Source organism: Roseobacter fucihabitans (assembly GCF_014337925.2).
Classification (GTDB): Bacteria; Pseudomonadota; Alphaproteobacteria; order Rhodobacterales; family Rhodobacteraceae; genus Roseobacter; species Roseobacter fucihabitans.
Map to the genome: position 1 here is coordinate 4,091,999 of NZ_CP143423.1, position 22,595 is coordinate 4,114,593.

Below are 22,595 nucleotides of genomic sequence, written 5' to 3' on the forward strand. Positions count from 1 at the left end.
GAAACCGCCGTCCCGCTAAGGCAGCGCATCAGCGCGCCAGCGGTAAGGTCACCGTCACACGCAACCCCCCCTCGGCGCGGTTGTTCAGGATGATCTCGCCCCCATGCGCGCGCACGATACCTTTGGCGATGGACAGGCCCAGACCGGCACCGCCCGTGGCGAGACTGCGGCTGTCCTCCCCGCGCACAAAGGGTTCAAACATGCTCTCGCGCAGGTCATCCGCGATGCCGGGGCCTTCGTCCATGATCTCCACCACGGCATTTCCGTTACCTGCATCAAGGAAAACACACGCGCCGCCGCCGTAGCGCATAGCATTTTCCACCAGATTTCGGAACGCGCGCCCAAGCGCGACGGGGCGCGCCAAGACCACCACATCCGCCCCCGGTTGCAAAATTGCGCCCTGATCCGTGCATATATTCGCGAGCAGATCTCGCAGATTGAGGGCCACGGGTTCTTCGCCCTCCCCCGCGTCCTTGGCAAAGCTCACCAGACCATCCGCCATCACCGTCATTTCATCGAGGCTGCGGATCATCGCGAGGCCCACCTCTGGTTCGATCATTTCCGCACGGATGCGCAGGCTCGTCAGGGGCGTGCGCAGATCATGCCCAACGGCCGCCAGCGTGCGCATGCGCTCCGCGTCAAACTGTGAAATCCTGCCCTGCATATCATTAAATGCCGCAGCCGCCTCGCGCATTTCGAGCGGGCCGGTCTCGGGGACACGGGCGGTCCGATCCCCCTTGCCGGCCCTGCGCGCCGCCTGCGCAAGCGCGCTCAACGGACGCGTCAAACGGCGCAAAAACACCAATGACACACCCAGAACGGCAACCAGCGACAGCACAAGTGCGATCAGGAAGAGCTTTTCGTTCACACCGTCGGGACGCGCGTGCTCTCCGCGTGACAGCACATTGAGCCATTGGACCCGCCCGGTTCCGGCGTTCACGAGTTGGATGGAAACCGCAATACTCTCGCGCCGGTTTTTGCCTTCCCGGTCAGGTCTGACGCGAATGACGGCCCGCACATCCCTGCCGCCAAGTGCCTGTGATATCTCACGGGTCAGAGCGACGGAACGCGGTGCGGCGGGGAGCTGCGTGACCAAGGGCTCACGATCCACCGAAACGCGCGAAAACCGCGTGGAGGCATCGCGCGCAATGGCACGACGCAACCGGGGCGCCGCCGCTTCGATCGCCGGAACAAAGGACACGATGCGTTCCGCTTCGCGCTCAATCAGCGCGGCACGGTCGAGCCGCCCCCGCTCCAGAGACAACACCCCCAACGCGATCACATTCGCCGCAATCAACGCCCCCGACAGCAACAGCGCAAAGCGTCCCGCGAGCCCATCTGGAAGCAGGCTCATTCCTCGGTGACCTGCGCGGCCAGGCGGTAGCCCCCGCCCCATTCCGTCACGATCAGCCTCGCAATCTTGGGATTATCCTCGATCTTGCGCCGCAGACGGCTGACGGTATTGTCAATCGCCCGGTCATAGGCCTTGGCATCGCGCCCGGCGGTCAGGTCAAGCAACCGATCCCGGCTCAACACTACGTTTGGATGATCGCTCAGCACCGCCAGAAGACGGTTTTCTCCCGAGGTCAAATCGACCTTGCGCCCATCCGTGTGGGCCAAATGATGCTGCGTCTGGTCATGCAGCCATCCGGCAAAGCGACGGTTTTGCGTGGCAACCTTGGGCTCAGGCGGCGGAATCCGGCGCAACACGGCCCGGATACGCGCCAGAAGCTCGCGCGGGTTGAACGGTTTGATCATATAGTCATCCGCGCCCAGCTCCAGCCCGACGATCCGGTCGGTTTCATCGCTCATCGCCGTCAGCAGGATGACCGGCGGCCCGCCCCGCGCCACCAGCCAGCGGCACAGGCTCAACCCGTCCTCCCCCGGCATCATCACATCCAGCACCACCAGCGCCAACAAGGACCCCGCCACGATCCCGCGCGCCTCTGTGGCATTGGCGGCAAGCTGCGTGCGAAACCCCTGCTTGCGCAGATATTGCCCCAGCGGCTCGCGGATATCGCGCGCATCGTCAACGATCAGGATCTGAGGGTCGGCGGCATCCAATGGGGTGTTTCCTTGTGGTCTGTTCCCCTCTTTACCCCGAATGCCTGCTTTGTTCCTAGCCCGCGCACCCCGCAGAAGGGCATTGATTTGTCGCAGAATGTATCAGGCACGGCGCGCGCGACCGTTGGCGACAAAACGCTACTGCGGCTGACAAACCTTTTTGTGCCGGACCCGCCATATTGCAGAGAGGGGGCACAACCCGTGCCCTTGATGTCTCAGGACAACAAAGGATCAAACAATGAAAACGCGCAAAATTCTCCCCATTGGATTTCTGGCTCTGACGCTACTTGGGTCGGGTGCGATGACCGCAACAGCACAAAACAAGGTGCCCGCAGAAGACATCGCCACAGCGCAATCAGAGCGCTCGGAATATCGCAAGGTCAAGGACGGGCATCACGGCAAACGCCGTGGCGGCAAGCGCGGCGAGATGATGCGCACATTGTTCAGCGCTGCGGACGGGGACGGCGATGGTGCGCTCACACAGGGCGAAATCGACAGCTACCGCGCTGCGAAACTGTCGCAGGCGGATGCATCCGGTGATGGGGCGCTGAGCATTGCGGAATTTGACACGCTTTACCGTGAAATCACGCGCACCCGCATGGTCGATGTGTTTCAGGATTTCGACGCAGATGGCGACGGCCAGATCAGCACCCAGGAAATGGACGCACGCTTCGGTAATGTCGTGCAGCGGATGGACCGGGATGACGACGGGGTGTTGACCCTGAAAGAGCGCGGTCGTCGCGGCTGACCCTCCTGAACGGCGCGGTCGGGCGTTTGACCCGTCCGCGCCGCGCATGCGTTTGCAAATGGCCTCAAGCGCAAAACCGGGATGTTACGTCCGCAGCTGCCCATAGGCTCTGGACAAGGCACCGAATTCAATCACACTATGCCTGGTCGCAGTTTTTAGAGACCGCTCCATGATATCCGGCACAAAGCTCGAAAACCAAATGCCTGTGGGCGGCAGGGACGGGCGCGCTGCACAGAGATTCATGATGTCAAACGCCCTAAAGACCAACGCCTTTATGTCCTGCACAGACCACTGCGCATTCCGATCAACACATGGCGCGCACAGACAGGCCAACGAACCAATACCGGCCCGCCCATGCTGACGCTCTCCCTGCTGCCCGAGGGCATGAGCCTGCTTGCTTTTGCCAGCCTCGCACTCACCAGCTTTGCCGGCTCCTTCATCACCGTCGCTTTCGGGATCGGCGGGGGCGCTCTGATGCTGGCGGTCATGGCGACACTGCTGCCGCCCACCGCCCTGATCCCCGTGCACGGCGTCATCCAGATCGGCTCGAACCTCGGGCGGGTGATGGTAACCTTTCGCCATATCTTCTGGCCCGCCCTGCCCTCATTTGCCGTAGGGTCACTCATCGGTGCTGCGACCGGTGGCATGGTCGCTGTCAACCTGCCCCCCGCATTGGTACAAATCGGCGTCGGGCTTTTCATCCTTTGGAACGTTCTCGCAAAGGCCCCGCGTATCCTGCGCGACTGGCCGCTTGTGATCGGCGTGCTATCGAGCTTCCTGACCATGTTCTTTGGCGCGACGGGCATTTTCGTTGCGACCTATATCAAATCGCTGGAACTGCCGCGCCACGGGCATGTCGCCACACAGGCCGCGTTGATGAGCCTTCAACATGGTCTCAAGGTCATCGTCTTTGGCCTGCTGGGCTTTGCTTTTTGGGAGTGGGCCGGGTTCATTGCGGTGATGATCGCCACCGGTTTTTGCGGCACGCTGACCGGCAAGGCCGTGTTGAACCGGATGGGGGATGATCGTTTCCGCCTGGCGCTGAACATCGTGCTGATCGCCCTGGCGGCGCGGCTTGTCTATGCGGGACTGCGCGATCTGACGGGGCTGTGATGCCCAAGGATGTCCCGGGGCGGGTTTGTTTTGTGAGAGCCCGCGCGGCGCGTTCGCAACCGCGCGGGACAGAATTTTCCGGACGCCTCAGGCAAAAAAGTCGCTGGCCGTGTAATCAAAGGCCGTGGTGCCTGCACCGTCATTGATGCGCACCTCAAGATCGATGATGGCGTCGTTGTTGACGTTGGCATAAAGCCGCGTCTGACCGCCAAACTCCTGCACCCAAAGCGCACCGGCACCAAAACCGAGGCCCACAGCGCTTGAGACAGCCCCCAGGAAGGTGAAGGCCTGATTGCCCGCAATCCCCGTGTTGGCATCGATGCTCGAGACGTCGATGATATCGCCGCCAAAGCCGCCAGCACCGTCGAACCCGGCGATGGTATCCGCCGATCCGAAAGCCGATTCAGCCACCGAATTGAAGTCGAAGGTGTCAAACCCGCTGCCGCCATTCAGCGTATCCACGCCCAGGCCCCCAACCAGCGTATCGCCCTGGTTGCCGCCAAACAACACGTCATTGCCCGAGCCGCCGTCCAGCAAATCGAACCCGTCACCGCCGAACAGCTGGTCGTTGCCCGATTGACCAAAGAGGTCGTCGTCCTGGGTCTGGCCATTCAACAGGTCATTGCCGGTGCCGCCGAACATCGTATCCTCATTCGAGCCGCCGAACATCCGGTCGTTGCCGGACTCGCCGTTCATGAAGTCGTTGCCGCCGCCGCCGTTCATGTCGTCATCGCCCGCACCGCCCAGAAGCGTGTCGCTGCCGGTCTCGCCGAAGAGCTCATCATTGCCGTCCTCGCCGTCGATGAAATCCGACCCGCCGCTGCCAAAGAGCCGGTCGTTGCCCGTCCCACCGCGCACGGTATCATTGCCCTCGCCGCCAAAGGCCGTGTCATTGCCGCCCCCCGCGTTGATGGTGTCGCTGCCGTCGGCCGCACCGATGGTATCATCGCCCAGACCGCCGGAAATATTGTCGTTACCGGCCTCGCCAAAGAGCTGATCGTTGCCGTCACCCCCCGAGATGACGTCGTTGCCGTCCTGGCCAAAGACCAGATCCGCCCCGTCACCGCCGGAGATATTGTCGTTGCCCTCGCCGCCGTTCAGCGTGTCATCACCCAGACCGCCCTCGATCGTGTCATTGCCGCGGAATGCAAGGATGCGGTCGTTACCGCCGCCGCCGATCATGATGTTATCGACCTCGAACCCGAAGAGCTGGTCATTGCCGTTGCCCGCGGTGATGTTCTCGAAGTTGGTAAAGAGCTCACCCGCAAAATTGGTCAAACCCGTCGCAAGATCAACAACATAGCTCCCGTTGAACAAAGTCGTGTTCAGCGTGTCAATGCCAGTCCCACCGTCAAGTGTTTCAGAGGTCCCAAGGCCCGCGAAAATTGTATCGTTCCCGTTTTCACCAAAGATTTCCGAGGCCCCCGATGACCTCAGCGTATCATTACCGTCGCCGCCAAAAATCTGGTTGTTGCCACCACGCCCGTCAATGAAATCATCACCCCCCAGCCCAATCAGGATGTTCGCGTTATTATCACCAAAAAGGGTATCGTTTGTGTCATTGGCAATGACCTGTTCAATCCCGGTGAAGGTCTCCAAATTGCCAAAACCATCGGTTGCGGTCTGAGCCAATAGGTCCACAGAAATGGCACCTGTTCCGCCACGGTTGTTATCAAAGGTAAAGCTGAGGCGATCCTGCCCCGTGCCACCGACATATGTGTCAATGCCATCGAGACCCTGATATTCGGTATAGGCCTGCGTGCCACCAATAAAGGTATCCGCACCGCTGGTGCCGCGTACGGACTCAATATTTGAGAAGCTATCGGTGCCCGCAAAACTTCCCGTGGCCGTGCCGGTCAGGAAATTAACGGTGACCGCCGTCTCATCGCGATTGTCATAGATAAGCCGGTCTCTGTTGCCGCCGCGCCCATCAATCGTATCGTTACCGCGCGAGGAGAAGAACTCCTGAAATTCACTGCTGTTGTCTCCGAGCAGTATATCATCCCCATCCCCGCCTCCGATGTTTCGAATATTGGTGAAGGCGTCGATGTCACCGCCGCTGAAAACCGTCGTGCCCAGTAGAATGTCGATTGTTAAGGAGTCACTGACGCCTCCATATTCAAGGAAGAAGTAGCCGTTCGCGGCCCCGGCGATGGTGTCAGAGCCAAAACCCGGATTAGCCCCGCTTTCATTCTCGAATAGGGAGATGGTGTCATCCCCATTGCCGCCGTTAACAAAATCGTTCTGCCCACGGGCCAGAAGCGTGTCGTCGCCATCGCCCCCCTCAAGATAATTATTGCTGCCACCGAAACTGTCGATGACATCATCACCGTCCCGACCCTGCAAATCATTGCGATCACTGTTACCCGTTATGGCATCCGCGAAATCCGAGCCGCGAATGCGCTCGATGTTCACAAAGGTATCATTGTCGCCATAGGCATCAATCGCGGTCCCAGCCACCATATCGACGGTGACGCCCTGAAAGGCACCAAGATCAGCGTGCGCCCGGCTGTAGTCGATGCGATCATTATCACCGGCACCGCCGTCAAAACTGTCATCCCCGCCAAATCCCCGAAAAGACTGCGTGCCAATGGAGCCTACAAAGGTATCCGCATTATTCGTGCCCCGAACGCTTTCGATCCCTGTGAAACTGTCGGTGTCTCCGTTGAAATCAATCGCCGTGCCGTCGGTTTCGTTCGTAAACGTCACCGATACGCCGGTCGAAATACCATCGAAAAATGTATCAAAGACATAGGACAACTCATCAAAACCGCCGACACCACCGCTGATCGTGTCGGTGCCGCTCCCGGCCTCGATGAAATCGTCACCTGCCCCACCACTAATTGTATCATTACCACTGCCGCCGCTGAGATCATCGTTTCCGGCGTTGCCTGTCACGGTGTCATTGCCGCCTTCACCGCGCAATTGGTCGCTCCCCCCGGCACCCACAATCAGATCATTAAAGATAGAGCCTTGAATCTCTTCGATATTGATCAGCGTGTCTGTGTCGCCAAAGGTATCGATGACGGTGCCAGTGATTAGGCTGGCATCAATACCCTGCGTGCCGCCGTCCTGGTGTTCACGGCTGTAGCTGGCACGGTCGCCACCGCTGAATTGCGCGGGCTCATTGCCGCCATCCAGGATATCATTGCCCCGCCCGCCCCGAAGGTTGTCATTGCCGTCACCACCCCGAAGGGTGTCGTTACCATCTCCGCCTAAAAGCCCGTCATCGCCGCCCGCCCCTTCAAGCGTGTCGTTCCCGGCCAAACCGATAAAAAAATTGTTATTTCCGTCGCCCCGAATGATGTCGTTCAGCGCGGTGCCATCAACATTTTCGATCCCGGTCAATGAATCGATATCGCCCCACCCATCCACGGCCGTCCCGGTTGCCAGGTTAACGTCCACGCCGCGAAATATGGGACCAGCACCATCGAAACCGTTGTCGGTGTAAATCACAAGATCATCGTCGCGAACTGTGCCGATGTATGTGTCGTTGCCACTGCCTGCAACAAAAGTATGGCCAGTCGTTGCTGCAGGATCCTGGGACGCCCGCACAAAATCATTTCCGGCACGATCAAACGTATATGTGCCGCCCAGTCCACCAACATAAATCGCATCAGAAAAATTGGTGCCGTGGAAATTTTCCATGTCAATCAGCGTATCAATCTGGCCGGAGCCTTTGTTGACTGAAAACGCCAGAACCGACCCGATCGCAAGTGACGTGTTATTTATGACAATGCCATTTGTCAGCGGCGACGCATCATAGATTGCAACATCAAACCCCGCGCCGCCGTTCAAAATGTCCGACCCGAGCGAAGGTATCAGAAAATCATCCCCGCCCAGAGCCAGGTATTCATCATTGCCGTTTGTACCGACGAGTTGATTTGCAAACTGATCGTCGTTTTCAGTTCCGGTAATAATCGCCATCGTGCATCCCCCAAAGTTCTTGGATTAAATTTTTTTGGGGTGGTCCAGACCATCAAGGGCTATGTTCAGAAGCTAAAAAAGACCGGAATTATCGGCCGCCAGCATCGCGGATAGCGCCTAAGGCAAGAGAGGCCCCACTCACAAAACTTAACAAGTCATTGACACAGGCGGTCTGTCATGGCCCATTTGGGCTATAAAAGATATATTTTGGGCGTTTATTGATTTTTTATCGCCCCTATTTTGAACAGATTTTATTGTAGAGGTAACTGTGGTTTCCCTCGAGCAGTTCTGTAACGTGTCAAATGCGATCATGACGGCGGCTTTGGATGGGTCGTCCTGGGATGGTGTCGCCGATGCGCTGGCCGCCGCGGTGCCGGGTGTTCGAACACATCTTTTTGGACATGACACGGAAGACAGCGCTTTTCTGGGAATGGTTTCCTCGGGCTATGCGCCCGAGTACCTTGCCTCATTTAGTGATCATTATGGTAATCTGAATGCCTGGGCCCCGGCCTTTGCATCCATGCCCGTGGGCACAATTGCGGACAGCAGAGAGATGTGCCCGGAAGAAAAACTCATACAGACCGAATTCTATAACGACTGGGTTTTGCCGCAAGAGGATATCGTATTCGGAGGCGGGGCTGTTGTGGCAAAAACCCCCACGGCCTCCTTCCTGATCGGTGGGAATATACGGCGCAGGGACGAAGACAGGCTTGTCAAACCCTGGCTCGACCTGGTGCGTCAAATCACCCCGCAATTGCGGAGCGCATGGAAGATCAACCGTGAGCTTACAGATATGCGGATCGCCGCGCGGATCGGTTGCGGTGCCGGGCTGCCCACCATCATCTTGCAAATGGATGGCCGGTTGGTGATGATCAATGATGCCGCAGAAACAATGATCACATCGCAGCCGGAGGTTTTTGAATTCTGCCATGGGAAGTTCTCTTTCACACATCCGAAAGCGCAGGCCTCTCTCAGCAGAGCCTTGTCCAGGGATGTTTCGTCATTGCCGAGAATGCAATTTGAGTTCACCATAAGCCCGCAATTGAGCTGCAAATCATTTCGGGTTTTACCAAGGTCAGATCTGATTTGGCCCACGCTGCTGGGTCCACGCTACGACAACCCCTGTATTGCGTTGATCTTCACAAACAACACGCGCAGCGCGACAAAAGCACAACGACTTGTAAATACCTTCGGGCTCACGACTGCCGAGGTTTCGGTCGTCCTTTTTCTGGCCGATGGAATGTCCCCACGGGACATCGCCGAGAGGCGCTCTGTCAGCCTGAGCACAGTGCGGAACCAAATCAAATCTGCGGCGCAAAAATGCAATGTCAGCCGCCAGGTCGAAATCGCCAAAGTCGTCGCATTAACGTGATTTCTTTTGCGCCACTGCACCAATATTACCCAGCGACAGGCAAATTTTTAAAATCGACCGGGAACAGTTTCGTTTGGATCCATCGACAGCGCCGGATCAAAGCCCCACCCGCGCGCAGTTGGACGTCTCAGGTTCAGCTTCCAAACTGTTCAGCCCGCGCTTGCCTGATCTCCTGCTTCACCTCAATCAGTTGCGCTGCGAGCTGCTCAAAATCAGCACGCAGCGGTGATGCACGCCTCCAATGCAATGCGATTTCATGGACCGCCAGAGGATGATCGATCCGGCGCACAACGAACTCTGGATCGCGCACGGCTTCAGCCAGGGCGTAAAGAGACGGGAGCACGGCAACACCTGCGCCCATCACTGCCATCTGCCGCACCGCATCCAGACTGCCACCCTGATAATCGTGACTGACATAGGCACCGGCCTCAGCAGCCAGTCGCTCCACAACATCAGCCAGCTTGAATTCCGGGCTCAGCGCCAACAGCGGTCGCCCCTTCAGATCTGCGGTCGTGACCGGGGTTGTCTCGCGTGACAATGGATCGTCGCTTGCGGCACAAATCCACAGGGTCTCGGCAAAAAGCGGGATGCTTTGAAGTTCGGGAGCCCCGTGGGGGGTTCCGATGACGGCATCGACCTTTCCCGCATGTAACAGTTCAAGCAATTGTACCGTTGCCCCCTCCTGAACGACAAGACGCAGGTCGGGAAAAAGCTGGTGCAGTCGGCGATTGGCAATCGGCATGAAATACGCGCCAATTGATGGCAGAACACCAATGGAAAGCCTGTCACCAAAAAGCCCGATCGACCCTTTTGCGATCGCCCTGAACTCACGCATTTCCTTCAAGATCACCCGCGCCCGGTCCAACAGCAACCGCCCCAGCGGCGTCAGCGTCACCCGCCGTGATGTGCGCTCAAAAAGCGCCGACCCAAGCTCTTCCTCCATAATTGCAAGTTGCTTGGAAAGGCTCGGCTGGCTGACCGCAAGCGCATGCGCCGCCGCGCCAAACGCGTTGTAATCCGCGACGGCGACAAAATACTGTAGCTGGCGAAGTGTCGGGCGCATAAAGCGATCTTCCTTATCAATGCTTTAAAGCTATGGATTTTTACATTTTTATCAATTGGTATTATGAATAATGCGTCCCTATTTTCTCCCTTAGAAGAAACATAAAATGAACCCGTCAGGAGATTATGATGAAAATGACCCCTATGCTTACCGCCGCTCTAGTTCTCACTTGTGCCGCAGCTACCGCACAGGCAGGATCGACCAGCGCAGCCCAAGGCCTGACCCTTCCCGAGGTCACCGAGCTGAAGCGCGCTTGGGGTGATGGCATTGTCAACATCGGTGCCGTTCACACCCAGGGTGGCGATTACCGCCAGGCCGCCAAGGATCACATCCTGAACTTCTATGCATACGGCGAGCGTCCGGTGCTTTTTAAGCCAACGCTGGCCAGCGTCGATCAATTTCGGGGCACATTTGACGAGGCCATGTCCTACTTCGTCGGCGGCGATTTAGCCGAAGACAGTGGTTTTGCCATCGCGCCTTACACGGATGTGCGGTGGGAAAGCGAAGGATCTGTGATCAGTGGAGACACCGCAATGACGATGGGGAACTACTTTTTCATGCAGGCGGACGGCAATGAGGTTAAGGTTGAATATACCTTCGGGATCGAGAAACTAGACAATGGTGAGACGAAGATCGTCCTGCACCATTCATCCCTCCCCTTTGTGCCAGGTTAAAGCGACATAAATCCAAAGCGCCTGCCCCAATAGCGGCGCTTCAACTGCGCGAATTCGCGCTGCACCTTGTGGGATAATCTGCCTTTCAGAAGCCGCACTAGATCACTCACAGCCAGCTTCGGCGGCACCGACACGAACATGTGGACGTGATCACACGACAGCACGCCACGAATGATCTCCACGCCCTTTTCGCGGCAAACCTGACGACAGATATCGCGCACCCAAAGCTGAATGCCGCCCTGCAAAACCTTGTAGCTATACGTCGTCGCCCAAACGAGTGGCGGGCGATGGCGTGGAGTGGTTGCCCTTTGTGAAGCATGGTTCTGACCTGGTCTTGTTGATGCATTGCGAGTTTGAACTTTCTGCCAAATTTCACACCGCGTTTTTGTGCGGAGGCGCTTCCGTCATTTGTCCGTTCATTGATGTGATTTCGTTCCAGCTCGGAAAGTCCTTCAAAAACAGTAAGTCAGAACTTTCCCATCGAACTTGTAGTGTCCGCCCAGGGCTCTCGGAGTGATCGGAACGTTGCCTCTGCGACTTCCACTTTTCGGTTTATCACAAAGAGATCATGCGTAGATCGCGCCAACCGGTCAAGGCTGGTGACGATGAGCATATCATTTGGGTGAAGGGCGCTCAGCATTTTTTCCAGTTGCGGGCGGCGGCGATCAAACCCAGTCAGTTTCTCCTGGAATATCTTGTCACAGCCCTTGGCCTGAAGGGGCTCTATTTGTGCTTCAAGGTTCTGTCCTGTCATGGAAACGCGCGCATAGCCGATCAGCATGGTTTTGCGCCTGTTTTGATGCGCTGATACGGAACGGAATTGCGGATTCTGTAAGGCGCTGGTTTTGAACGCACAAAATATCGTTCCGTTTATTATGAGTTTTGGAACAGGTCATGCCGCCACCAGTATATCGTTCAGGGGCAGGCGCGTGGTCATATCGAGGTCAAAGACACCGTATGGGTTGATATGGCTGTATGGCAGCGGGTTCAGTGCCGCCATATCGCGGGCGGTCATTTTCGTGCGCCACACCTGATCCGCGAGGACATCCTGGATCATGAGTGTGTTCACATAGACCATGCTGGCCTGCAATAGATGCCATGACAGAACCGGGATCTCCTGGTCGTCGCGCCGGTTGGACACCAGCTCATTACCGTTGCCGTAGAAGATGAAGTCGTTCACCCCGTTCCAGCGTTCAATCACGTTTAGGCCAGAATTGATCTCGCGGCGCAAACCTTTGTCACTGAGGTATTGGCACAGGAAGATCGTCCTGGCTGCTTTGCCGAGTTCCAAAAGAGCCGCAAACACCGGGTGACTTTGGCCGGTTGGCCGCGGATGAAACGGCGTAGAATGGCCTCTTGTTCCGCGGTGCGTTGTTTCAGGGCCGCCGCCAGTTTGATCATTGCATCATAGTGCCGAGTGATCAGGTCCCAATTGATCGGCTTGGGTGCAAACAGCGGATCAGGATTTGGATGGGTGCGTTCGGGTTTTGGAAGAGCCCGCACCAGCTTTTGACGTGCTATTCCTTTAAACCGGGGCATGAGCTCAAACCCCGGCAAATAACAAAAGGCAAAGCCGACAACGCTCTGGCTGTGGGTGTCAACAAACTGGCGATCAATCTCCAAATCGGTACCGTGATGTAAAACGCCCTCGATCATCGACGCCACTTCTGAGGAAGATACCTGTTTCAGCTGCGAATGGATGCAGGTCGCCTTCGCATCGACGTGCCAGTAGATCATGACACCCCGCCCGCCATAACGCTGATGCAACTCGGTCATCAGGTTCTGATCCCAGGATGCAAATTGGGTAGAATCTGACGCATAACTGCTGCTGCCATCGCCCCGGATGTCTGTGGCGCGAATGCGGTTCGTGGCATCGGCAATGGCACGGGTTGCGGCGCGCAATGCATTTTTGTGTATGAACCGTTGCCGAATATAGAGCAGCTCTTTGTAGGTCACATTATACGGTCCGGCCGCGACAGCCTTTAGCCCGATAGTGGTACCGATCCCATGGAGCGCCAGTAGAAGCCTGCGGGATACCTCATCACCGGACAGGGTTTGTCGCGCGCCTGCCGTGGGGAAGGATTTGGTGAGGCCGATGCGCAGATCGACTTCCCCGAGCACATCCAACAGGCGGGTCATGGGCCATCGGCGGGTCAATTCCTCCTTCAGTGCATCCAGCATGGCCAGATCATCCTGAGCCTCCGGTGGTTTGAGCGATATCCGGGTTTTGCCGCTCCGCGATTTCAGCACCACGTCTTTGTTGGAGGGCAGATCGCGGTCGAAAACGTCCAGGGCGGTGATGAGATCACCCTTGAGGCGTTCGACGAAAAGATCCGCTTCCAATGGCTGTCCAATATCCTGGAAATACTGCTCTTTTCTATCGTCAAAATCCTGTGGCAAATCCTGATCCGGATTGCAGCACCTGGTCGCGCCTTCAATCCATACTGCCTTGGTGCGCAGACGCTCCCCCAGGCTTTGAAGGACATAAATCTCATAGTCGAGGCGGTTGAGGCGGGGTTGCCCGCCGGGTCCGGGTTCAATGACAATATCTCGCCCCTTGGGTCTGACAACACCGTCCAGCGGCACCTCATCGAGAGAAAAGTGTTGCGGTTTCCTGCTTGTGTCTGTGATCAAAACTTCAAGGGCATCCAGAAGCGGGCGCCAGCTCTGATTGTTTGACCGAAAGGTGAGCGTCTTGAGGATCACCGGAAGAATGCGCCGGTAATGCTTGCTGTATTTTGTGGGACGACCTGCCCTTCATCAGCCGTACCAGATCACTGATTGCCAGTTTCGGTGGGACCGACACGAACATATGAACGTGATCGCTCGACAAAACGCCCTTGATGATCTCGACGCCGCTCTGCGCACAAACCTGGCGGCAGATATCACGGACCCGCAAGCGCAACAGGCCGCACAGTACCTTGAACCGGTATTTCGTCGACCAGACCAGGTGATATCTGTGATAGTAAACGCAATGTTTGCCGGTCGAGTATTGCATGTTCTTATCCTCCCCGGAAATGAGCCTTAAGACCTGCGACGGCTCATTTCTGGGGAGGATAAGATCATAAGACGATTCTTCGTGCTAAAGCGATCCCGTCTGGAAGACGGGGGGTTTAGACCAATAAGTGGATACTAAATCGACTTTAGCCTAACCTTTAACGCAAGGCTGCATCACATTGACGTTGAGCAGGACAAATCAGCACAAAAGAAACGCTGCGTTGGCAAACAAACGACCCTTGCCCAGTCAACCGTTTAACGCAACGAAAATAGGAACCAAAAGCCGGCCAGATGTGCAATCAAGAATGCCGACGCCCAAGCCCATCAACAATCGCCTTCCCCCGTCTGTGCCTTTTTACGCGTTTGTCGGGAAGCGATCTATCATCGTTCTCAATTCCAAAAAAATCAATACAATGATCGGACCTACCCAACCACCGTTTTACATGCCGATCGTGTCACGCCAGAAGGCGCTGCACACCCAAATCCCATCGCGGCATCGGCCTCCTACTCCCCCGAAGCACATCGCCCACCATCATCCATTCAGCTGCAAGAAGATGTATTTTATAACTTTAAAACATAAACTTGTATCAACCAACGTCGCCGTACCAAGTGATCTTAACAGTCTTTTCAATGTGATCCTGACCACCCAAACAGGTCATCGGCAGGTTCATGAAAGCAATCAAAAACCTTCCAAGGACCGTGTAGCCCCTCGCATGTCAATCACCATTGACGCGGCACCGAGTTTGTTTTTCTGGCGGCATCCGCAGGTTAAAATTGGTTAACAGACATGGTTCTGTCATCTCGCATGGCTTCAAGCAGCCACTGCCGTGCCGTGGGCAAAACGAAACGGTGGAAACCAGAAGTCGCCGTACGCGCCACATCCGCAAAATGGTCGATCACGCCATGGAGGTGATCTGCGACCGTCTTAGAAAAACGCCCGTCGAGGTCTTCTGCCAGAAAATGACAAGATCCCAACCCTGAGACTCACAAGAATAGCAACTCAACTGTCGCTCACCGAGACACCATTAGAAAAGACACACAGAAGGGTGCGCTTTTGTCTTTCTATCCGGGCGCAGCCTGTGCAAAGACACGTTGACTCCGCCCGACACGCGCGTATAAGCGCGGCTTCATTGGTGTTGGTGGCTCCCGCGAGGGACGGCCTGTCAGGCGCAAGCCAGAGGACAACGCCCTTCATGCCCAAATGGGCGCATATAGAAGGAGAACAGCCGTGACAAAACGCACGTCTGCCAAACATAAAATCGACCGCCGCATGGGCGAAAACATCTGGGGCCGTCCGAAATCCCCGGTCAACCGTCGCGAATATGGCCCCGGCCAGCACGGTCAGCGCCGCAAGGGCAAGATTTCCGACTTCGGCATCCAGCTGCGCGCCAAACAGAAGCTCAAGGGTTATTACGGCGATCTGACAGAAAAGCAGTTCCGCCGCATTTACGCCGAAGCCGAGCGTGTCAAAGGCGATACCGGTGAGAACCTGATCGGCCTGCTGGAGCGTCGCCTCGACGCTGTGGTGTACCGCTCAAAATTCGTGGCGACCGTGTTTGCAGCGCGTCAATTCGTGAACCACGGCCATGTGAAGGTGAACGGCAAGAAGGTCAATATTCCCTCATACCGTGTCCAGGAAGGCGACGTGATCGAAGTGCGCGACCGCTCCAAACAAATTGCTGTGCTGCTCGAAGCCACGCAATTAGCCGAACGCGATGTACCTGATTACATCGAGGCGGATCATTCCAAGATGACGGCGAAATTCGTGCGTACACCGGCGCTTGGCGATGTGCCCTATCCGGTCATGATGGAACCAAACCTCGTCGTGGAATTCTACGCGAAAAACTAAGCTTCGGTTTTTCAGATACCATATTTCAAAAGGCCTCGGATTTACGGGGCCTTTTTGATGTCACATGTGCCAGCACATGCCTTACGGCTACCAAGTGTCCTCAAACCGTTCTATCTCAATGGATTCAGACTACCGCCCATACGGGCATTTCCGCGATGACGCCTTCTCTCACCGGGGTGTCTTAAGCGCGGCATCTGTTGCATGTCCTTTGCGGCAATTAAATGACGCTCCATCCCTATAGAACGGGGCCGTTGCCGATATTCAATGAAGACACCGGGTGATGCGGTTTTGAGTGCTGTAGACCGCTCGTTCTTGCGCGTCCTGTCTGGCGTGCTGTGCACCCTCGGGACATCAGCATTGCCGTCTGGAGACTTCACTGGTGCTTAATATCGCTGAAGCCAAACTCAGCTGCACTCTGGGAGGATACCGATGACCGCCTCTCGATTTCAATGCCTAAGCCTATTAATCGGGTCGCTCTCGCAGCGATCCGGACGACCCAACATACCCCCCAAACTGCCGCACGCGGTTCTCAAAGGCCGAGACTTCCTCAGCCGCTTCATTTGAGCGGGCAGCCATCCCAACCAGCAGTATTTCGACCGCCAGCAATGCGGAATTGAGCGATAAAATGAAATGTGGTCCGGCCATCGGCAGACGCAGCACCTTCCACGCCCCGATAACGATCGGAGAGGCGTGGCTGTAGGGGAGCGCAAGAATTCTTGCGCCGTTGTTGCGGGCAATTTCACAGGCCGAGACGACTTCCGAGGCGTGATGGGCAGAGGTGATCGCAACGACGATGTCATCGGCAGTGACCTGAGACATCTGATCAATGATACTGCTAGGCCGCGACGGAACATCGGCAAAGTTCTCAAACGCCATCGGTTTGGGTTAACCCCTGCTTGCCGCGCCAAACTACGAATCGAATGGAAGGCGACCAACGGAAGATGATCCAGAACCCAAGGCGCAAATGCCCGCGCGCAGGGGTGCCCTCCAGGCTCATGCAAGCCAGGTTTTTCTCAAAACTCCGATTTCATATTTAATATCTGATTCTTAGCTGGCTTTTCAAAATTATCGCGCCGCTCCGGTGGGCAGCAGAACGCACAAATAAAACAATCGTTTCAATGAAACCCACAAATTATTACAACCGCATTATAAAAATGCAAATGCGCTGCGCCAAGCAGGGCGCGCCCTCCAGCAAGGACTTCCAACATGAACAATCACATCTTCGGTCGCTCCACAAAAGGTGAAATGCCCGTCGCTGCCAAAGGCGATGGATGCTATCTGATTGATTCTGACGGGCGGCGCTATCTGGATGGCTCTGGCGGGGCCGCCGTGTCATGTCTGGGGCATTCGAACGCCGCCGTGCGCGCCGCTCTGCACGCACAGATCGATCATCTTGCCTTTGCGCATACCGGGTTCTTTACCTCGGAACCGGCTGAAACCCTGGCTGACCGGCTGATCGAGAACGCCCCGGAGGGGATTGATCGGGTCTATCTCGTTTCCGGCGGGTCCGAGGCCGTTGAGGCCGCCATCAAACTCGCACGCCAGTATTTTCTGGAAATTGGCCAGCCCGGACGTCACCGCGTGATCGCGCGCCGTCAAAGCTATCACGGTAACACATTGGGCGCCCTCGCTGCGGGCGGCAACGCCTGGCGACGGACCCAATTTGCACCCCTGCTTGCGGATACAACGCATATCAGCCCCTGCTATGAATATCGTGATCGCCGCGATGACGAAACGCAGGAAGCTTACGGGTTGCGCGTGGCAAATGAGTTGGAGACAGAAATTCTGCGGCTTGGTCCCGAAACCGTCATGGCATTCATGGCCGAACCGGTTGTGGGTGCAACAGCGGGCGCGGTCCCTGCCGTCCCCGGCTATCTCAAGCGCATCCGCGAGATTTGCGACCGCTATGGCGTGCTCCTGATCCTGGATGAAGTGATGTGTGGCATGGGTCGAACCGGGCATCTTTTTGCATGCCAGGAAGACGGCGTCGCACCTGATATGATCACAATCGCCAAGGGTCTTGGTGCTGGTTATCAACCGATCGGCGCGCTTCTGACCTCTCGGGGCATCTTTGATGCCATCGCGACGGGTACGGGGTTTTTCCAACATGGCCACACCTATATGGGCCACGCAATGGCGGCGTCGGCTGCGAATGCGGTATTGGGTGAAATCCTTGACGGTGGTCTTTTGGGGCGGGTCCGCGCACAGGGCGACAAACTGGATGCTGCATTGCGGGCCGAATTTGGCCAGCACGCCCATATCGGCGACATCCGGGGACGCGGATTGTTTCGCGGTGTTGAACTGGTGGCGGACCGTGAGACCAAGGAGACATTTGATCCAAAACGATGCATCGCCGCGCGGATCAAGAAAGAAGCCTTTGCAGCGGGCCTGATTTGTTACCCAATGTCGGGCACAATCGACGGTCAGCAAGGCGACCATGTGCTGCTAGCACCACCTTTCATCATCGAAGATGCGCAAATTGATGAGCTGGTTGGCAAACTTTCTACGGCGGTTGAGCGCGCCATTGCGCCATGACACCGCTGCCGCGCTAAGGCTCTCAAGGCTGCGCTGGCGGGGGTTGACTGGTCGATCTGTGCCTTTTCCTTGACCGTGAACCCTTTGCCAATCAAACGGGATTCCGGGTATGGACGCGATAGGGCGGATATCATTGTCTTGCTTGGAGGCAAACAATCATTCATATTCTAATACTAGAATTCAATGGGTGCTCGACATGGTTCTTTCAAGACGCAGGTTTCTACATAAGGCGGCGGGGCTGGCAGCGGGCTCGGTCTGCGGGATGACCTTTGCCTCCGCGCATGCAGAAATCCATTTGGGCGACATCAGGCTTGATGTTGTTAAGGATGGGTCCCTGACCCTTCCAGGGGCGTTGATCTTTGATCCGATGCCTCAAGCCGATCTGAACCCTATTCTGAAAAAATATCAGCTGTCGGCCACTCAGCTCACACGACCCTGCAATGTGACCGTCATGCGTCAGGGCGAAAGAACCATTCTCTTCGATGTTGGGGCCGGGGCTGGGTTTTCGCCAGACACCGGTCAGCTTCTCGCCTCATTGGACAGCCTTGATATTGCCCCCGAAGACGTTACCGACGTTGTGTTCACCCATGCCCATCCCGATCACCTCTGGGGTGTCCTCGATGACTTTGACGACCCGCTTTTCAATCGGGCCAGATATATGATCGGAACGAAGGAATGGGACTACTGGCTGAACCCGAATACCGTGACCGATATTGGAGAGGCGCGCGCTTCTTTTGCGGTCGGCGCAGAGCGCAGATTGCGCATGATCGAAGACAACGTCCAGTTCTTCGGTGATGGTGATGAAATCCTGCCAGGCGTTGTGGCGCGGGCGACCTACGGGCACACACCCGGTCATATGTCGTTTGAGGTACGAGACGGATCCACATCGGTCATGATCCTTGGCGATTGCATCGGCAATCATCATGTCGCGTTTGAAAGGCCGGATTGGCCCTCGGGCGCGGATCATGACCAGACGACGGCGGCGCGCACGCGCTTGTCCCTGTTGGATCAACTGGCACATGAGCAGATACGCATCATTGGGTTTCATCTGGTTGGAGATGGCATCGGCCATGTCGATAAAACACCCGGTGGATATCGGTTTGTTCCCGAGGGCTTATGATGAGTAAATCGGCACTTTTCTCCATTCTGCTCGCCCTGCCCGCAGGCGCCAGCGAAGATATCCCCGATCAATACCCCGGCTCCCTGCTCTATTCCAAACCCGTCGAGGTCATCCCCGGAGTATTTTCCGCCATTGGGGCAACCGCGCCGCCGACCTACGAGAACGCTGGACATAATAACAACCTCAGTTTCATCGTGACGTCTGAGGGCGTCGTCGTGATTAACAGCGGTGCCTCCTATGAATTGGCACAGGCCCTGCATGCGGAAATCAAGGCAGTCACCCCGCAGCCCGTCGTCTTGGTCTTTACCGAAAACGGTCAGGGGCATGCGATGCTGGGCAATTCATATTGGGCCGGTCAGGGCGTAGATATCGTCGCGCATGTCGACGCCGCCGCCGAGTTTGCGCAATCCGGGGGCCAATCGCTGAGGGCCGCGCAGGCGCGTGTCAAAGACCGGGTTGAGAACACCCATGTGGTGGCACCCAATGTGACCTTTGAGGACAGCTACGCCGTGACCCTCGGGGGTGTGGAAATCGAGGCGCTCTACTTAGGGCCGGCGCATAGCCCGGGCGACATTGTGGTGTGGCTGCCCGCCCAGAGCCTGGTGATATCGGGTGATATGGCGTTTCACGAACGCATGTTGCCCATTTTCGACCATACCATAGCCGCCGATTGGATCGAAACCTGGGAAACCGCATTTGAGCCGCTACAAGCGACCTATGTCATTCCCGGCCATGGCCATCCGACAAATATGGATCAGGTGCGCCGCTATACGCGGGATTATCTGCTGTACCTGCGCAAACAAGTGGGCGCGCATCTGGAGGCGGGGGGCGATCTTGCACAGGCCTTTTATGTCGATCAATCCCCCTATGCGCATCTGGATACTTTCGAGGAGCTTGCGACCAAAAACGCAGGACGTGTCTATGAGCAGATGGAATTTGAATAGGCGCGCGCGGACCCAAAGAGGCAGGCCGTGAGCCCTTGGAAACCGGCAACCCTTGCGACGATTGAAGCCCGCGCAGCACGGATCAACGTACCGGATGCGACCTGTCTCTTTAGTCCGGGGTCGCGCGCGGAAAACTTCTTTGTTGTTCTGTCGGGTACGCTGCGCGTGGAGCAGACATCCTCCGGAGGGCGTTCTATCGTGCTGTACCGGGTTACGGCGGGGCAAAGCTGCGTGATGACGACAAGCGGCCTTTTGTGTGAAACCCCATATACATCCTATGGGTATGCCGAGGGACCCGTTGAGGCCCTCTCGCTCGGCCAGAACGCGTTTCGATCTCTGCTCGCGACGGATCCGGATTTCCGAGCGGCCACCTTTGCCATTTTTTCCGAACGTCTGATCGAATTGACCCATGTCATCGACGAATTGCTCCTGCACCGGTTGGATCAAAAGCTGGCGCAAATGCTGTTGGACCGCTGTCGCGACAAGGCCACGCTGCGCACCACCCATCAAGCTGTTGCAGCAGAACTCGGTACTGCCCGAGAAGTCATATCCCGCACGCTCAAGGATTTTGAACGTCGGGGTTGGGTGGCCCTTGCTCGCGCAGAGATCAAGGTTCTGGCCCCTGCGGATCTGGAACGGTTCGCCCAATCGCGCTGAATGTGACGAAGTTACATATCTTGCATGCAAACCCCGCTTTCATCATGCCATACAAAGAAAGGAAAGATCATGAAACTTGCAACGAACCTGGGAAGTCTCGACCGTTTGCTCCGCATTCTTATCGGTGGGATGTTAATGCTTCTGGCGGCTTGGGGCGCAATCGGCATTTGGGGCTGGATAGGTGCCATTCTGGTTGTCACCGCCTTTTTGAAATTCTGCCCGATCTATCGCATCCTCGGCATGAAAACCTGCCAGGACTGTTGAAATCTGCCCAACCGCGACCCGTTCGCGGGTGCAAAATGTACCACAGGGCTAATACGATCACCGTCAATTCTTGACCTCAATCAAGGCTGCCACCTCCGCCTTGCTTCACCATGAAGCAAGGCAACCACGGGTGAAACGCATATGGAAAGGCTCATTGACCTCTACGGCGAGGGTCCGTTGCTCTTTGTGATCGCGATTGGCATCGGGCTTATTTTCGGCGCTGCGGCGCAGCATGCCCGGTTCTGCCTGCGCGCCGCCACTGTTGAGTTTGCCAACCGCATGTGGGGGGCGCGCCTTGCCATATGGTTCGTAGCCTTTAGCGGGGCGGTGAGCACTGTGCAATTCATGATCGCGCAAGACGTTCTGGATGTCTCCCAAGCGCGCCAGATCGCGACCACCGGCAGCCTCTCCGGTGCAATCATCGGGGGGCTGATGTTTGGGGCCGGGATGATCCTTGCCCGCGGATGCGCCAGTCGTTTGCTGGTGTTATCGGCCACTGGAAACCTGCGCGCGATCGTGACCGGGCTGGTTTTGACCCTGACGGCGCAGGCATCCCTGCGCGGCTTTCTGGCCCCGGTGCGCGAAACGCTGAGCGCGATCTGGACGATTCCCGGTGGTGCGTCACGTGATCTTCTGAGCTACTTCGGTATCCCTTCGCAGACCATATTCTATGTGGCACTGTTCTGCCTGATCCTATCCTGCTGGTTTGCAAATCGCCAAAAGAACGCGGCGACCAGAATCATTGCCGCCCTGCTCGTTGGCTTGTGCATCGGATTGGGATGGCTGGGCACTTATCTGGTGGCACAGGCATCCTTCGAGGTCGTGTCGGTCGCCTCAATAACCTTCACCGGTCCTTCTGCGGACACGCTGATGGGGTTGATCAATACGCGAACGCTGCCCTTGAGTTTTGGCTCAGGTCTGGTGCCAGGCGTTTTTCTCGGCGCCTTAATCATGGCCATCACCACCCGCGAAGCGACGCTTCAGCGTTTTGAGCCGAACACACCTATGGAGCGATATTTGGCGGGTGGGCTCTTGATGGGCTTTGGCAGTATGCTGGCAGGCGGTTGCGCCGTGGGTGCGGGGATGTCGGGTGGGTCGATTTTTGCGCTGACCGCGTGGGTCGCGTTATTATCGATGTGGATCGGCGCCGTCCTGACCGAAATCATCATCGCCAAAAAGAGCCCCAACACCGCAATGGCCTGACGCAATGGATGACCCACCCCGCAGCGTTTCAAAAATCACTTCAGCAACGCGCGTCTTCAGGCATT

The 22,595-nt window shown here is 56.8% G+C and carries 21 protein-coding genes and 1 pseudogene; 12 read left to right on the top strand and 10 right to left on the bottom strand.

All coding sequences use genetic code 11. The features are described 5' to 3' along the window. Positions 1-28 precede the first annotated feature (28 nt). Together ROLI_RS20065 and ROLI_RS20070 are read right to left on the bottom strand one after the other, a co-directional pair. Positions 29-1,354 (bottom strand): ATP-binding protein, encoded by a 1,326-nt coding sequence (locus tag ROLI_RS20065; RefSeq protein WP_187429518.1) that lies wholly within the window; start codon positions 1,352-1,354, stop codon positions 29-31. Continuing rightward, a complete protein-coding gene (locus ROLI_RS20070; protein ID WP_187429517.1) occupies positions 1,351-2,064 on the bottom strand; it encodes a response regulator in 714 nt (237 codons plus the stop codon). Before ROLI_RS20070 ends, ROLI_RS20065 begins: the two co-directional genes overlap by 4 nt. 238 nt (positions 2,065-2,302) lie before the next feature. Between ROLI_RS20070 and ROLI_RS20075 the strand changes: the two genes are divergently transcribed. Together ROLI_RS20075 and ROLI_RS20080 are read left to right on the top strand one after the other, a co-directional pair. After that, positions 2,303-2,812: an EF-hand domain-containing protein gene (locus ROLI_RS20075; RefSeq protein ID WP_187429516.1), complete on the top strand. Its 510-nt coding sequence runs from the start codon at positions 2,303-2,305 to the stop codon at positions 2,810-2,812. 354 nt (positions 2,813-3,166) lie between these two features. Then, positions 3,167-3,925 (top strand): sulfite exporter TauE/SafE family protein, encoded by a 759-nt coding sequence (locus tag ROLI_RS20080; RefSeq protein ID WP_187429515.1) that lies wholly within the window; start codon positions 3,167-3,169, stop codon positions 3,923-3,925. Positions 3,926-4,012: 87 nt separating this feature from the next. Here the strand turns inward: ROLI_RS20080 and ROLI_RS20085 are convergent, their stop codons facing one another. Next, positions 4,013-7,852: a calcium-binding protein gene (locus ROLI_RS20085; protein ID WP_187430122.1), complete on the bottom strand. Its 3,840-nt coding sequence runs from the start codon at positions 7,850-7,852 to the stop codon at positions 4,013-4,015. A gap of 295 nt (positions 7,853-8,147) precedes the next feature. Between ROLI_RS20085 and ROLI_RS20090 the strand changes: the two genes are divergently transcribed. Continuing rightward, the gene (locus tag ROLI_RS20090) at positions 8,148-9,224 is read left to right on the top strand and encodes a helix-turn-helix transcriptional regulator (RefSeq protein ID WP_222869512.1); all 1,077 of its coding nucleotides are present in this window, start codon (positions 8,148-8,150) and stop codon (positions 9,222-9,224) included. Between the two features lie 133 nt (positions 9,225-9,357). Here ROLI_RS20090 and ROLI_RS20095 read toward each other — a convergent pair whose 3' ends face one another. Continuing rightward, entirely contained in the window at positions 9,358-10,287 is a 930-nt protein-coding gene (locus ROLI_RS20095) for a LysR substrate-binding domain-containing protein (RefSeq protein ID WP_187430124.1), read from the bottom strand. 128 nt (positions 10,288-10,415) lie between these two features. On the opposite strand from ROLI_RS20095, the gene ROLI_RS20100 reads away from it, so the two are divergent. After that, the gene (locus ROLI_RS20100) at positions 10,416-10,961 is read left to right on the top strand and encodes a phosphoribosyl-AMP cyclohydrolase (protein WP_187430129.1); all 546 of its coding nucleotides are present in this window, start codon (positions 10,416-10,418) and stop codon (positions 10,959-10,961) included. Here the strand turns inward: ROLI_RS20100 and tnpA (ROLI_RS20105) are convergent. From tnpA (ROLI_RS20105) to tnpA (ROLI_RS20125), 5 genes and pseudogenes are all read right to left on the bottom strand, one after another. Next, positions 10,958-11,230: pseudogene (gene tnpA, locus ROLI_RS20105) on the bottom strand (IS200/IS605 family transposase); the annotation flags it as partial. The gene ROLI_RS20100 and the pseudogene tnpA (ROLI_RS20105) sit on opposite strands and share 4 nt — an antisense overlap. Before the next feature lie 197 nt (positions 11,231-11,427). Further along, positions 11,428-11,742, bottom strand: coding sequence for a recombinase family protein (locus tag ROLI_RS23885; protein ID WP_222869514.1), 315 nt, complete (start codon positions 11,740-11,742; stop codon positions 11,428-11,430). Positions 11,743-11,853: 111 nt separating this feature from the next. Beyond that, positions 11,854-12,267 (bottom strand): Tn3 family transposase, encoded by a 414-nt coding sequence (locus ROLI_RS20115; RefSeq protein ID WP_316247445.1) that lies wholly within the window; start codon positions 12,265-12,267, stop codon positions 11,854-11,856. Then, on the bottom strand, positions 12,165-13,595 hold the full coding sequence (locus ROLI_RS20120) for a Tn3 family transposase (RefSeq protein ID WP_187430127.1): 1,431 nt from the start codon (positions 13,593-13,595) through the stop codon (positions 12,165-12,167). The genes ROLI_RS20115 and ROLI_RS20120 overlap by 103 nt, the downstream gene beginning before the upstream one ends. A gap of 4 nt (positions 13,596-13,599) precedes the next feature. Next, the gene (tnpA, locus tag ROLI_RS20125; RefSeq protein ID WP_187430128.1) at positions 13,600-13,959 is read right to left on the bottom strand and encodes an IS200/IS605 family transposase; all 360 of its coding nucleotides are present in this window, start codon (positions 13,957-13,959) and stop codon (positions 13,600-13,602) included. 304 nt (positions 13,960-14,263) lie between these two features. Here tnpA (ROLI_RS20125) and ROLI_RS20130 point away from each other — a divergent pair, with 304 nt between their 5' ends. After that, a complete protein-coding gene (locus ROLI_RS20130) occupies positions 14,264-14,740 on the top strand; it encodes a hypothetical protein (RefSeq protein ID WP_187431910.1) in 477 nt (158 codons plus the stop codon). Between the two features lie 446 nt (positions 14,741-15,186). Beyond that, positions 15,187-15,807, top strand: coding sequence for a 30S ribosomal protein S4 (gene rpsD, locus ROLI_RS20135; protein WP_187431909.1), 621 nt, complete (start codon positions 15,187-15,189; stop codon positions 15,805-15,807). Between the two features lie 462 nt (positions 15,808-16,269). Here rpsD and ROLI_RS20140 read toward each other — a convergent pair whose 3' ends face one another. Further along, positions 16,270-16,683, bottom strand: a complete 414-nt coding sequence (locus ROLI_RS20140; protein WP_262386663.1) for an SIS domain-containing protein — start codon at positions 16,681-16,683, stop codon at positions 16,270-16,272. A gap of 330 nt (positions 16,684-17,013) precedes the next feature. Here ROLI_RS20140 and ROLI_RS20145 point away from each other — a divergent pair, with 330 nt between their 5' ends. From ROLI_RS20145 to ROLI_RS20170, 6 genes are all read left to right on the top strand, one after another. Beyond that, positions 17,014-18,342, top strand: a complete 1,329-nt coding sequence (locus ROLI_RS20145; protein WP_187431908.1) for an aspartate aminotransferase family protein — start codon at positions 17,014-17,016, stop codon at positions 18,340-18,342. 196 nt (positions 18,343-18,538) lie between these two features. Next, positions 18,539-19,462 carry an MBL fold metallo-hydrolase gene (locus ROLI_RS20150; RefSeq protein ID WP_187431907.1) on the top strand — a complete coding sequence of 308 codons (924 nt, stop codon included), beginning with the start codon at positions 18,539-18,541 and terminating at the stop codon, positions 19,460-19,462. Then, positions 19,462-20,406 carry an MBL fold metallo-hydrolase gene (locus ROLI_RS20155; protein ID WP_187431906.1) on the top strand — a complete coding sequence of 315 codons (945 nt, stop codon included), beginning with the start codon at positions 19,462-19,464 and terminating at the stop codon, positions 20,404-20,406. Before ROLI_RS20150 ends, ROLI_RS20155 begins: the two co-directional genes overlap by 1 nt. A gap of 27 nt (positions 20,407-20,433) precedes the next feature. Beyond that, positions 20,434-21,063: a Crp/Fnr family transcriptional regulator gene (locus ROLI_RS20160; protein ID WP_187431905.1), complete on the top strand. Its 630-nt coding sequence runs from the start codon at positions 20,434-20,436 to the stop codon at positions 21,061-21,063. Positions 21,064-21,132: 69 nt separating this feature from the next. Next, positions 21,133-21,327, top strand: coding sequence for a DUF2892 domain-containing protein (locus tag ROLI_RS20165; protein ID WP_187431904.1), 195 nt, complete (start codon positions 21,133-21,135; stop codon positions 21,325-21,327). A gap of 141 nt (positions 21,328-21,468) precedes the next feature. Then, positions 21,469-22,530, top strand: a complete 1,062-nt coding sequence (locus tag ROLI_RS20170; protein ID WP_187431903.1) for a YeeE/YedE family protein — start codon at positions 21,469-21,471, stop codon at positions 22,528-22,530. Positions 22,531-22,595: the final 65 nt, after the last annotated feature.

Excerpts from the sequence above, each read along its gene's own strand:
- ROLI_RS23885 (WP_222869514.1), bottom strand. The coding sequence starts at position 11,742 with ATGCTGATCGGCTATGCGCGCGTTTCCATGACAGGACAGAACCTTGAA.
- ROLI_RS20155 (WP_187431906.1), top strand. The coding sequence starts at position 19,462 with ATGAGTAAATCGGCACTTTTCTCCATTCTGCTCGCCCTGCCCGCAGGC.
- ROLI_RS20085 (WP_187430122.1), bottom strand. The coding sequence starts at position 7,852 with ATGGCGATTATTACCGGAACTGAAAACGACGATCAGTTTGCAAATCAA.
- ROLI_RS20095 (WP_187430124.1), bottom strand. The coding sequence starts at position 10,287 with ATGCGCCCGACACTTCGCCAGCTACAGTATTTTGTCGCCGTCGCGGAT.
- ROLI_RS20150 (WP_187431907.1), top strand. The coding sequence starts at position 18,539 with ATGGTTCTTTCAAGACGCAGGTTTCTACATAAGGCGGCGGGGCTGGCA.
- ROLI_RS20145 (WP_187431908.1), top strand. The coding sequence starts at position 17,014 with ATGAACAATCACATCTTCGGTCGCTCCACAAAAGGTGAAATGCCCGTC.
- ROLI_RS20170 (WP_187431903.1), top strand. The coding sequence starts at position 21,469 with ATGGAAAGGCTCATTGACCTCTACGGCGAGGGTCCGTTGCTCTTTGTG.
- ROLI_RS20075 (WP_187429516.1), top strand. The coding sequence starts at position 2,303 with ATGAAAACGCGCAAAATTCTCCCCATTGGATTTCTGGCTCTGACGCTA.
- ROLI_RS20165 (WP_187431904.1), top strand. The coding sequence starts at position 21,133 with ATGAAACTTGCAACGAACCTGGGAAGTCTCGACCGTTTGCTCCGCATT.
- ROLI_RS20065 (WP_187429518.1), bottom strand. The coding sequence starts at position 1,354 with ATGAGCCTGCTTCCAGATGGGCTCGCGGGACGCTTTGCGCTGTTGCTG.
- ROLI_RS20080 (WP_187429515.1), top strand. The coding sequence starts at position 3,167 with ATGCTGACGCTCTCCCTGCTGCCCGAGGGCATGAGCCTGCTTGCTTTT.
- ROLI_RS20100 (WP_187430129.1), top strand. The coding sequence starts at position 10,416 with ATGAAAATGACCCCTATGCTTACCGCCGCTCTAGTTCTCACTTGTGCC.
- ROLI_RS20130 (WP_187431910.1), top strand. The coding sequence starts at position 14,264 with ATGCCGACGCCCAAGCCCATCAACAATCGCCTTCCCCCGTCTGTGCCT.
- tnpA (WP_187430128.1), bottom strand. The coding sequence starts at position 13,959 with ATGCAATACTCGACCGGCAAACATTGCGTTTACTATCACAGATATCAC.
- ROLI_RS20140 (WP_262386663.1), bottom strand. The coding sequence starts at position 16,683 with ATGGCGTTTGAGAACTTTGCCGATGTTCCGTCGCGGCCTAGCAGTATC.